A 12879-nucleotide genomic window follows, 5' to 3' on the forward strand; every position below is an offset into this window, starting at 1 on the left:
TCACAAGAATAATGCTTCTTTAAAACTAATTCTACACATTCTAACTTAAATGCATAATCATACTTGACTTTTCTTTCCATAAAAATACCCCCAAAATAGTGTCTAACTTTTTGGGGGCAGTGCATTTTTTAATTACGCTTTTTTTTGATGCTTAAACATGTAACTACAAGTGATTTTCAATTTTTAATAGAAAAAACAAAAATCTTGGCTTTGATGATTCATATTAAATTGGAGTAATCGTTAGATGATTCTGAGATTTTTTTTTTATAATAGAAATGCTTTCTGACTATTACAATTATTATTTACCATCATGTAAATACTCTTTTCGAATTTCTTGAAAAGTGGCATTCGTGTGAACTAATTTAAAGATTATTTCTTTTCTTAAAGAATCAATATCTTCTTCTTTAAAATGTTTTGCCCAAGAATACTCATCAAACAAGACTCTAATTTGCTTGATGATCTTTGTAGTATCTGGTTCATTTCGTAACACTTTTTCTTTACTGTAATTGGAACTTTCTTTATGATTGAAAGTAACGTGTCTGTTTCCAAAATCTACTTCAATAAAATATAACCGATCCACATCATTATCATTATAAAAATCTGTCCATTTAGCAAAACCTAATTTAGTTCGTTTGCCAATTTGATTTGTAACGTTGTTATTTTTTTGAAGCCTCCATTTACAATTAGCTGCCCTACCCCAATGATTGGATTCGCGATACACCCCATTTTCAACAAAATAATAACTACTTCCCGATTTACTTTTGAAGCCTAACCTAAGATTAGATATCTCTGAAAAATCTACCTCTTGAAAAACGCAGAAGGTATGTTTATGGAAATTAGTCTTATTATATATTTTCATTATCATGCTGCAAATTAAAACATTTTGGAACATATCAATCAATTTTAACAGCGTAACTATATTGATAATTTGCTAAATCTTCCTTAAAAAAGTTAAAAAAATGTAAACTTACTTCCAACAATTTTATTCTATTTATACATTTGTTTTGAAATATTAAATTTTAGTACGTTATGTCAAAAAACAAAATCTTTTGGTTATTTGCTTTTGCAATGATGTCCCTAAACAACTTGTCTTTGTTCGCACAAGATGAAAAATCATTTTCTTTATCTGATTCAGACCTACACAAAGAAGATATCGTCATGAATTGGAATAAAAAAACACCAGAATCTGAAATGAAAGAAGACGTTAAAGCTCTCTCTGAGAAAGGAATTACTATAAAATTTTCTGGAGTGAAAAGAAATGCTAATGACGAAATTACTGCTTTGAAATTGGAATATTCTGATAGAAAAGGAAATAAAGGTTCTATGGAATACAATAACCAAAAACCTATTCCTGCGATCACTTTTTATAAAAATGGGGAAGAAATAGGTTTTGGCGAACCGAATCAATTCAATAACATGATTGCAGGGAACGATTTTATGAATGGATTTACGAATCCTCAGGACATCCTGAAACAATTTCAGCTGGGTCGGAACAATCCAAATGCTCAATCGTTCAGTTTTTCATTTCCAAATGATGGAACTGGAACAGCTAAATCTAAATCTAAAATCATGATTCAAAAAGATGGTAAAAAACCATTAGTAATTGAAGATGGTAAAGTTGTTGAAGGTGCAGATGATTATTCTCCTGAAGAAATTGAAAAAATAAAAGAAGAAAACAAAATACAGCAGTTTGATTTTAGTGATAAAGGAAATTTCAATCAAGAATTCGATTTTAGAAATCAAGAAGGTTTGGATAATTTTAAACAACAAATGGAGCAAATGCGTAAAAACATGCCTCAAAATGATGTTGACAATGATATGGAACAAACCAAAAAAGAGATGATACAAGCTAAAGAGGAACTGATTAAAGCCAAAGAAGAACTTGAAAAAGCAAAAAAAGAACTTCAAAAAACATCAAAAACAAAAAAATAAATTTCAAGGTTAATTATTTTTATAGGCTGTTCTGAATTAAGAGCAGCCTATTTTATAGCAATACTATCCAAAAAACGGTGTTATTAAAAACCCCATTATTTTTAACTTACACTGTTTATCGGAAAGTACCTTTAAAAAGATTTTCTTTGGATTTTCCTATCATTGAAAACTATCAAATGATTTTATATTATCATTTTCAAGTAAATAGTCATTGAAAGATTCTATCATGGATTTATTTCCAAAAAGAGTAATATGTAACCGGATGCGATTATCATCTTTTGTTTCAATTTTCTTAAGACATTTCAATTTTAATTCTTTCACTTTACCGAGAATCATGTTGGCATCGCTTTCTTTCTTAAAATAAATAGCATAACTACGATGTTCGCGCTGTTTGGTTATCAGAAACAATACTGAATCAAAAAAGAATAAAACGATAATCGTAAAGATCATTCCCTGAAAAGCTAACAGCGAATTGCCACATCCAATACACATTCCTAAAGCAGCGGTAACCCAAATTGTTGCGGCAGTTGTAATCCCTGTTACATTCAATCCGTCTTTAAAGACGACTCCTGCTCCTATAAACCCTATCCCTGTGAGGATATTGGCCGCAATACGATCATGACTCGAAGCACCTCCCATTTGAATGGAGATAATGGTCAAAATTGTCGACCCTAAACAAATCAAAGCCATCGTTCGAAACCCAGCCACTTTTCCATTAATTTCTCGTTCTAAACCAATTACAGAACCTATAAAAAGAGCTAATAGTAATTGAAAAATATGATCATACATCTTTTATTATTTTTTATGAACTACAAGATAACATCGAACATCCAACTTTATGCCGAGCCCATTCGGGCCTTTTGGCAAACCATTTTTCAAATTCAGGCTGTTCCTCATACGGTTTTTTTAAAACAGTATGTAATTCAATTATCGTATCAAAGATACCTTTTTCTGCATCTTCAATAGCCAATTGAGCCATATAATTTCGTAAAACATATTTTGGATTGATAGCATCCATCGCTACTTTTCGCTCAAAATCGGATTGCCTTTCTTTCCGCAATCGAACGAGGTACCAGTCAAACCATTCGTAAAAACTTTCTTTAACCGAATGATTCAAACCTTGGCCATTATAAAAAGCCTCAGTTATTTGTTGAAATGCTTCTTCACGACTTGATTCTTTTAAAACAGTTCCCAACAACCTAAAAAACAGTGTCATATCGGTTTCTGTTGCTTGCAATAGTTCTTCCAATGATTGGAGCATTAATGCATCATTATTCTCATTTTCAAACAAACCTATCTTTCGTTTCATCATAGCCTCATAGTCCTTTTCATAATCGGTTTTATAGCCTTCCAAAATAGTTTCCATTGGAGCAGCTTCTCTAATCAGCGGATAAAGTGCATTGGCTAATTGGTATAAATTCCACAATGCGATATAGGGTTGGTTACCAAATCGATACCTTTTATGTTCACTATCCGTAGTATTAGGTGTCCAATCGGGATTATAATCCTCCAACCAACCATAAGGACCATAATCAATGGTTAAGCCTAAAATAGACATATTATCTGTATTCATCACCCCATGAACAAATCCCACACGTTGCCATGCCACCATTACTTCCAAAGTTTTTGAAGTTACTTCTTTAAAAAAATCTAGATATTTATCTTTCCCCGAAGATTGTATATACGGAAAATGATGCGCAATCGTAAAATCAGCTAGAGCGGTTAGATTTTTTATATCATTCTGTGCAGCTAAAAGCTCAAAATTACCAAACCGGATGAATGTTGGCGCTACTCTACATACAACAGCTCCTTTTTCATAAGCAGATTTCCCATTATAAAGAATGTCTCTCAATACAAGATCACCTGTTTCCACCAGAGCCAACGAACGTGTTGTAGGAACTCCCAAATGATACATCGCTTCACTACACAAATGTTCGCGAATAGACGATCGCAAAACAGCCAATCCATCAGCACGTCGTGAATAGGGTGTTTGCCCTGCTCCTTTCAATTGCACCATCCAAGAATGATGGTTATGAACAATTTCTCCCAAAACAATTGCCCTTCCGTCGCCTAATTGTCCTGCCCAGTGTCCAAATTGATGTCCCGCATAATTCATAGCATAAGGCTTTGTTTCTGGCCATATTTTTTTTCCTGAAACAAATTCGAGAAAAGAAGCCGATGATAAATCTTGAGTAGAAATTCCAAGTAATGCGGCTACTTCCTCCGAAGCGTGAACCAATAGAGGTTGAGCGGGTTCTCTTGGAGTCACATATGAAAAGCAAGCCCCCGTTACCAATCGTGTATCATTGGTTAAAAGTGCATCTGCCGGTAAGGCTTTACTAAATTTATTGTCAAAATGTAACGTCATCTGGAAACACACTATTTGAAGTTTCAAAGATACACAATAATACCAAAACCGTTTTATGTTTAATGAATCGTTAAAAAAACCAATAAACCCATAATTAAATGTATTTTTGACACATTCGATTGTAATTTTTATTAAATGAAAAAAACGAATACATTGCTAAAAATAAGTTTACTTGGCTTTGTTTTATGGTTTACAAATTGTACCTCAGTAGCGACTTACAATAAAAAACTAGACACGCCTATTTCCGTTGAAAAACTTCATAAAGACATTGATTATGTGCAACATAAACTACAAAAACTTCATCCTCAATTGTATTTATATATTTCAGAGGAGGCTTTGGAATTCAAATTTGATAGTTTAAAGAAGTCTATCGACCAACCTCTAACGAGTAAGGATTTTTATTTCAAACTCAGTCCCATCATTGCTTCAGTAAAGCAAGGACACATGATTTTGTATGCCCCATCAAAAAAAATGGAAAAAAAAGAAGTCCATCGACTTTCTAAAACAGGATTAGGACCGCTTTCCCAATTTGATTTTGATTGGATTGATAAGAAATTATATATCACAAAAAATCGTTCGACACAGAAAACAATCCCATTGGGAGCCGAAGTGATTAAAATTAACGATCTGACTCCGCAAGCATTGTATCAAAAATACAGCAAAACCTTTTCCTCTGATGGATACAATAAAACGTATATCGACAAGGGATTTTCTAAACGATTTACGAGTTATGTAACCTCTGAAATCGGCATCCATGATAGTTTACATTACACCCTTTTCCAGCACGATTCGCTCAAAGAATTTACAGTTCACCGTCTAAAATTAGAAAAAAAGAAAATCAAAAAAGACTCGATTGCATCATCCGCTGTGGTATCAAAAAAGATACTTAGCAAGAAAGAGAAACGTATTATGGGTTATGACGAAGTCTCTAAAAATTGCAGTAAAGAAGTATCCTTTTTAAGTCAAGATAGTCTGGTGGCAGTATTAAAACTTAGAGACTTCTCTAAAGGCCATTATGCGAAAGCTTATAAAACCATTTTTGAACAACTGCATCACAAAGGTACTCATACATTAATCATCGACATTCGCGACAATCCGGGAGGTAAGGTAGCCGATGTCGTGGATTTGTATTCCTACCTCACCGACCAGCCTTTTACGATGTTACAACCCGCAGAAGTGACCTCCAAAACCAGTTTATGGAAGTTGGGACTTTTTAGAAAAATGCCAAGCTACACCTATCCGATTTTAGGAGTTTTCTATCCGTTCTATATGGCATTTTCTACTATGAGAACACAAAAACACGAAGACGGAACTTATACCTACAGCCTTGTCGGATCAAAAAAGAGAAAAAATAATCCCTTGCATTTTACAGGAAAAATATATGTGATTATCAATGGAGGGAGCTTTTCTGCTTCATGCTTGCTGGCTTCTAGCTTGAAATCGAATCCAACCGTCACTTTTGTCGGAGAAGAAACTGGAGGTGGCAGTAATGCTACAGTGGCGGGACTCTTACCGATTTTAAAATTACCTTATTCAAAATTATATTGGCGCTTAGGGTTGATGAATATAAAAACAACCCATCAAGATATCTTAATTGGACATGGCGTTTATCCCGACGTTCCCATACCTCATACTGTATTTGATGAAATCCAAAACAACGATCCTGAAATAGATTGGATTAAAAATGAAATATCGATTAGAAAAGAGTGATTTATAATTTTTAAGCCTCAAAAAATAGGAAGCAAAATCATTATATTTGTACCCTAATCAACAATTGATTTTTTGAGATGATGTCACCTTTAGAGCAATATTTTTCAGAATTCAGAAAAAATATTATTGGTATTGACCAAGAATTTGAATCTCCTTTTGGGAAGAAAAAAATTATTTATACAGACTGGACGGCAAGTGGACGTCTGTATCGCCCTATCGAAGAAAAAATCATGAATACGTTTGGACCTTTTGTAGCCAATACGCATACAGAAACCTCTATCACGGGAACGGCTATGACTAAAGCCTATCATCATGCCAAAAAAGTAATCAAAAAGCATGTCAACGCCTCAGAAAATGATGTCCTAATCAATACAGGTACTGGAATGACGGGAGTGGTGAATAAATTTCAACGGATTTTGGGACTCAAAATTCCAGAAAACTTAAAAACATACACAAATATTCCTGATGCGCTGAAGCCAATCGTATTTGTATCACACATGGAACATCATTCGAATCAAACTTCTTGGTTAGAAACCATGGCTGATGTCGAAATTATTCCAGCTAATGAAGAAGGATTATTTTCATTAGACCATTTAAAAATTCTATTAGAAAAATATAAAAACCGACATTTCAAAATCGCTTCCATTACTTCATGTTCGAATGTTACGGGAATCAAAACACCCTATCATGATGTGGCCAAAATAATGCACCAACATCAGGGTGTCTGTTTTGTCGATTTTGCTTGTTCTGGTCCTTATGTTACCATTGATATGCATCCCTCAGATCCAGAAAGTTATTTGGATGCTATCTTTTTTTCACCTCATAAATTTTTAGGTGGTCCTGGTACTTCTGGCGTACTCGTTTTCAATAAAAATTTATATAAAAATAACATCCCTGATTGTCCTGGAGGCGGAACCGTTTCGTGGACGAATCCTTGGGGAGAACACAAATATATAGACAACATCGAAGATCGTGAAGACGGTGGAACCCCAGGATTTTTACAAGTGATAAAAACAGCTTTAGCGATTGAACTTAAAGAAAAAATGGGAGTAGAAGCCATATTAAATCGTGAAAAAGAACTTGTCGATTATGTTTTTGAAACCCTAAGTCCTATAGAGTCTATCGTAATTTTAGCTAAAGAACATCAAAATCGATTGGGAGTCATTTCATTTTATATCAAAGACTTACATTACAATTTAGGCGTTAAACTTCTCAATGACCGTTTTGGTATTCAAACACGCGGAGGATGCAGTTGTGCTGGAACCTATGGTCATTATTTATTACATGTAGATAAAGAAACGTCTCATGATGTAGTTTGTTCTATTACATCAGGAGATTTAATAAAAAAACCAGGATGGATTAGAATGTCAATTCACCCTACAACTAGCACGGAAGAAATAAAATTTGTATGTCAAAGTATAATAGACGTATCCTTGAATTTCAAAACATGGGGAGACGATTATGTCTATAACAGTACAACTAATGAATTTGTACACAAACAAGGTGCAATTCTTGAAGATGCCTTAATCTCAGATTGGTTTTCCGTATAACGTCTCTTGTATGGTTTAAAAAGTAATACGCGATATGGCATCCATAACATAATCGTGCATCACTTCTTTATAATCCAAATGAGTTACAATACGCAAGATACCTCGTCCCATAGAACTTATAAAGATATTTTTTTGCTTGAATTTTTCAATAACCCATTGTTCATCAAGAGAAGGTCTTACGTGAAAAATCAAAATATTAGTTTCAACAGGAGCCACGTTTTCAACCCATGGTAAGCTTGCCAGCAAAGTTCCTAATTCTTTAGCTCTCCTATGGTCTTCTTCCAATCGCATGATGTTGTTTTGCAAAGCATAGATTCCGGCCGCAGCTAAATACCCCGACTGACGCATATTCCCTCCAAAAATTTTTCTGATTCTTAAAGCTCTTTTTATATCGTCCTGACTCCCTAATAATAATGATCCAACGGGGGCTCCTAGTCCTTTTGACAAACAAACCGAAATCGTATCAAACAAGGCTCCAAAAAGTTTGGGGTGCTGTTTTTTAGCCACCATAGCATTCCATAAACGGGCTCCATCCAAATGATATTTTAAATTATGATCTACACACACTTGTTTAATTTCTTTCATCACCTGAAGATCATAACATGCTCCTCCCCCTTTATTAGTTGTATTTTCAAGACTGACTAAAGAAGTCAATGGCGCATGATAAAACTCGGGGTCATTAATAGCTTTTTTTACTAAATTGGCTGTAATCATGCCGTGATCACCATCGACTAAACAACAAGAAACGCCGCTGTTGAAGGAAGCTCCTCCTCCCTCATAGTGATAAATATGAGCATATTTATCGCAAATGACTTGCTCTCCTGGATTGGTATGCAATTTAATAGCGGTTTGATTCGCCATAGTTCCACTCGGAAAAAACAACGCCGCTTCCATACCAAAAAGTTCAGCTACGGTATGTTCCAATTCATTTACAGTTGGATCTTGTTTGTATACATCATCGCCTACTTTTGCATTAAACATGGCGCGTAACATCTCACTACTAGGACGTGTTACCGTATCACTTATTAAATTTATTTCCATATCACATTTGGATGCCTTACATTTGCGCCTACAAAATTACATTATTTATGACAAATACCGAACAAATAAAAGGTATTGTAGAACGCCTTGGTGCGTTAAGGAGGTATCTTTGACATTGATGCCAAATTAATTGAAATTACCAACGAAGAGGAGAAAACATTTTCACCCGATTTTTGGAACAATCCCAAACAAGCTGAATTGGTAGTCAAAAACTTACGCTCAAAGAAAAAATGGGTAGAAGATTTTGATAAAGCGTCCAATTTATGTGAAGAACTTCAAATTACGTATGACTTTTTTAAAGATGGCGATGCCACCGAAGAAGAACTCGACACCCAATTTGAAGTTACCAATTCATTCATTGAGGATTTAGAATTTAAAAATATGCTTTCTGACGAAGGAGATAGCATGAGTGCTGTCTTGCAAATCACGGCTGGGGCTGGCGGTACAGAAAGCTGTGATTGGGCGTCCATGTTAATGCGTATGTACATGATGTGGGCTGAAAATCAACAGTATAAAATTAAAGAGCTAAACTTTCAAGAAGGCGATGTTGCAGGTATTAAAACTGTAACATTAGAAATTGAAGGGGATTTTGCGTTTGGGTATTTAAAAGGTGAAAATGGCGTACATCGCTTGGTGCGGATTTCTCCTTTTGACAGCAATGCCAAACGACATACTTCTTTTGCTTCTGTATATGTTTATCCTCTAGTAGATGATACTATTGAAATTGAGATTAATCCTGCTGACATTGAGATCATTACTTCTCGTTCTAGCGGTGCAGGAGGACAAAATGTCAATAAAGTTGAAACCAAAGTACAGTTGTTCCATAAACCAACTGGAATTCAAATTCAATGTTCTGAAACTCGTTCGCAACAAGATAACCGTCAGCGTGCAATGCAAATGTTACGTTCTCAGTTGTACGAAATGGAACTGAAAAAACGATTAGAACAACGAGCCGATATTGAAGCCAGTAAGATGAAAATCGAATGGGGATCTCAAATCAGAAACTATGTAATGCAACCCTATAAACTAGTGAAAGACGTTCGTACGGGTTGCGAGACAAGTGATGTCGATGGCGTAATGAATGGCGCTTTAGACAAATTTTTGAAAGCCTATTTAATGATGATGGGGCAAAAAGAATAAATAATTGGACTTCCAAAAAAATAATTAGGGCTACTTTCAAAAAGTAGCCCTAATTATTTAAACAAAATATCACCTATTTATACTTGCTCATCAAAATGACGACGTTCAATGTCTTCAACTTCAGATTTATCCATAGTATCTACTAATACTGGAGTTGCAATAAATAATGACGAATACGTTCCTACGATGATCCCTACAAGCATAGCGAAGATAAATCCTCTGATAGATTCCCCACCAAACAAGAACATGGTTAATAATACCAATATCATCATCAAAGAAGTATTTAAGGTTCTTGATAATGTACTATTAATAGAAGCATTTACAACATCTTTAAAGTGACCTTTCTTATTACCTCCTAAGTACTCACGAATTCTATCAAATACGATTACGGTATCATTCATTGAGTATCCAATTACCGTCAAGATTGCAGCAATGAAATGTTGATCCATTTCCATGTGGAACGGCATGTATTTATATCCTAATGAGTACACTCCCAACACAAATATCACATCATGGAATACCGCAGCGATAGCACCTAAGGAATATTGCCATTTACGGAATGAAACCACTAAATACAAACCAACCACTAGCATAGCTCCAAGAACTGCCCAATACGAATTTGTTTTAATATCTTCTGAAATTGCAGCTCCTACTTTAGAGGCTTGAAGAACCCCAACTTTTTTACCATTATAAGAGTTAATGAATTTATTGTAATCTATATTAGTATAATATTTACCTAATACTTTAAACAACTTCATATTTACTTCTTTATCAACTTCTGCACTTTCTTCTTTGATTTTATATTTGGTAGTCAATTTCAACTGATCATCATCTCCAAAAACTTTGGCTTCAACTGCAGTACCAAACTCTTTAGAAAGTTCATCCGAAACCTGAGTAGGCTCTACTGGTTTTTCAAATTTCACTTGGAATGTACGTCCTCCTACAAAGTCAACACCTTGATCTAAACCATTGATAAAGAATATTGAAATCAAACTCACCACAACTACCGCTGAGGAAAATAAATACGTCCATTTTTTGATGCCTACGAAATCGAAATGGAATCCTGTAAACCAATTTTTAGTCATCGGTGTAGAGAATGTTAAATCTTTATTATTGGCAACATCTTTATCTATAAAAATTCTAGCTATAAAAATTGATGTAAATAATGACGTAAAAATACCTATTAACAATGTAGTAGCAAATCCTTGAATTGGGCCTGTACCGAAAATAAATAATATTGCCCCAGTTAATACGTGAGTCACGTTTGCATCGATTATCGAACGCATCGCACCTTTCCATCCATAGGATGTTTTAACGGCTTCTGCCAAGGTTTTACCATCACGTAATTCTTCTTTAGCTCTTTCATAAATGATGATGTTCGCATCAACCGCAGTACCTAAAGTTAAAACGATACCCGCAATACCAGGTAATGTTAATACAGCACCTAAACTAGCCAATATTCCAAACAAAAACAATAAGTTAACTAACAAAGCAATATTTGCATACCATCCTGCTCTTCCATAATAGAATACCATCCACAAGAATACCAACAAGAATCCAACGATTGAAGAAATAAATCCGGCATGGATTGCTTTTTCTCCTAGAGAAGGTCCTACAACTTCAGATTGAATAATTTCAGCTGCTGCTGGTAATTTTCCTGCTCTCAAAACATTGGCTAAGTCTTTTGTTTCAGTTACATCAAAGTTACCCGAAATCTCAGATCGACCTCCAGCAATTGGTCCTGATGAAACACCTGGCGCTGAATAAACAACATCATCCAATGCGATAGCAATGTACCCTTTCGTTGTAAAGGCATTTCCTGTTAATTCTTCCCATTTTTTTGAACCTAAACCATTCATTTGCATAGAAACAGCTGGTTTTCCTAATTGATCAAAAGTATCACGAGCATCAACAATTACGCCTCCACTTAAAGGTGCTACATTATCTTTATTCCCACGTAACGCATATAATTCGAAGGTTTCTTCTTCTTTTTGTGTTTTTTCGTTTTTAATAACATTAGGTTTACCCCAAACAAACTTCACAAAACGTTTGTCAGCAGGGATTAACGCTTTAATATCTGGTCTTTTGAAATACGCATTAATTTTTGCAGTATCTTTAACAGCAACAACTCCTAAAATTGGTCCACCTCCTTGTGAGACAAATTTATCAAAAATTGGATTGTTCCCTTTTTTATCAGCAACAGAATCTTTAGACTTGTTTGCCAACATCGCACTCAACGAGTCTTTTACAACCGCTTTTTGTTCTTTAGCTGTTCCTTTTTCAGATGCTTTCAAAGCTTCGTTAGCAGCCATTAAGAAACTTCCCATTTCATCAATTTTGTATGTTTCCCAAAACTCTAGCTGAGCCGTAGACTGTAATAATTTTTTAATACGGTCAACATCTTTTGCACCTGGTAACTCTACCAAAATTCTTCCTGTTTGTCCTAATTTAGCAATATTAGGTTGAGCTACTCCAAATTTATCAATACGTTTTCTTAATACTTCAAAAGCACTTTCAACAGATTCGTCAACTTTTTTACGAATTACCTTTTTCACTTGGTCATCCGTCATTTTAAAATTGATTTCATCAGCCATATTTTTGTTTGCAAAAATCTCAGGCGAAGCCAATTTCACCGTTCCATTAGAATTGGCATCAAAAGCTTCAAAAAAAGCATCTAAATACGTTTGATTTCCTCTTTGATTGTTTTTAGCATCTACTAATGCTTTATTAAAAACAGCATTTTTCGAATTATTTGAAAGACCTTTTAATACATCCTTAACAGATATTTGAAGAATCACGTTGATTCCTCCCTCAAGATCAAGACCTTTATTGATTTGTTTTCCACTTACATCTGCATAAGTATAATCAACCAAACCAAATAAACTAAATACCTTTTTATTTTTAAGGTCATTTAGATATTCAACTTCTTTAAGTTGATTTCCTTTTGCATAAGCCACAGCATCATCTTTAATACCGCTTGCTACAAAAGTGAATGAAAGTTGGTAAATACTCACCAATGCAAATAGAATTGCGAAAAATTTAATAAGTCCTTTATTCTGCATTATTACTAAATATTAATTAATTTTAATTATTATTTTATATAAAACAAGTAACTTTTTGATTTTCAATAGAAATCCC

General features: G+C 34.4%; 9 protein-coding genes. 4 read left to right on the top strand and 5 right to left on the bottom strand.

Annotated features, from left to right (window positions below):
- Positions 1–298: 298 nt before the first annotated feature.
- Entirely contained in the window at positions 299–865 is a 567-nt protein-coding gene (locus CLV55_RS11330) for a hypothetical protein (RefSeq protein WP_112113916.1), read from the bottom strand.
- A 164-nt stretch (positions 866–1029) separates the two neighbouring features.
- On the opposite strand from CLV55_RS11330, the gene CLV55_RS11335 reads away from it, so the two are divergent.
- Positions 1030–1932 carry a hypothetical protein gene (locus CLV55_RS11335; protein WP_112113917.1) on the top strand — a complete coding sequence of 301 codons (903 nt, stop codon included), beginning with the start codon at positions 1030–1032 and terminating at the stop codon, positions 1930–1932.
- Between the two features lie 159 nt (positions 1933–2091).
- On the opposite strand, the gene CLV55_RS11340 is transcribed toward CLV55_RS11335, so the two are convergent.
- Positions 2092–2721, bottom strand: a complete 630-nt coding sequence (locus CLV55_RS11340; protein WP_112113918.1) for an MgtC/SapB family protein — start codon at positions 2719–2721, stop codon at positions 2092–2094.
- A gap of 13 nt (positions 2722–2734) precedes the next feature.
- Complete coding sequence (locus tag CLV55_RS11345; RefSeq protein ID WP_112113919.1) at positions 2735–4300, bottom strand: protein adenylyltransferase SelO; 1566 nt, start codon at positions 4298–4300, stop codon at positions 2735–2737.
- A 135-nt stretch (positions 4301–4435) separates the two neighbouring features.
- Between CLV55_RS11345 and CLV55_RS11350 the strand changes: the two genes are divergently transcribed.
- Complete coding sequence (locus CLV55_RS11350) at positions 4436–6010, top strand: S41 family peptidase (RefSeq protein WP_112113920.1); 1575 nt, start codon at positions 4436–4438, stop codon at positions 6008–6010.
- Between the two features lie 77 nt (positions 6011–6087).
- Entirely contained in the window at positions 6088–7560 is a 1473-nt protein-coding gene (locus CLV55_RS11355; protein ID WP_112113921.1) for an aminotransferase class V-fold PLP-dependent enzyme, read from the top strand.
- Positions 7561–7575: 15 nt separating this feature from the next.
- On the opposite strand, the gene CLV55_RS11360 is transcribed toward CLV55_RS11355, so the two are convergent.
- On the bottom strand, positions 7576–8601 hold the full coding sequence (locus tag CLV55_RS11360) for a threonine aldolase family protein (protein WP_112113922.1): 1026 nt from the start codon (positions 8599–8601) through the stop codon (positions 7576–7578).
- Between the two features lie 47 nt (positions 8602–8648).
- Here CLV55_RS11360 and prfB point away from each other — a divergent pair.
- Positions 8649–9741 (top strand): peptide chain release factor 2 gene (gene prfB / locus CLV55_RS11365; RefSeq protein WP_112113923.1). Its coding sequence is split into 2 segments (ribosomal slippage): positions 8649–8711 and positions 8713–9741, totalling 1092 coding nucleotides; the frame shifts between segments, so codons are not numbered across the junction.
- 77 nt (positions 9742–9818) lie between these two features.
- On the opposite strand, the gene secDF is transcribed toward prfB, so the two are convergent.
- Positions 9819–12803 carry a protein translocase subunit SecDF gene (gene secDF, locus CLV55_RS11370; RefSeq protein ID WP_112113924.1) on the bottom strand — a complete coding sequence of 995 codons (2985 nt, stop codon included), beginning with the start codon at positions 12801–12803 and terminating at the stop codon, positions 9819–9821.
- Positions 12804–12879 lie beyond the last annotated feature (76 nt).

This window comes from Flavobacterium aciduliphilum (assembly GCF_003268855.1).
GTDB classification, from domain to species: Bacteria; Bacteroidota; Bacteroidia; order Flavobacteriales; family Flavobacteriaceae; genus Flavobacterium; species Flavobacterium aciduliphilum.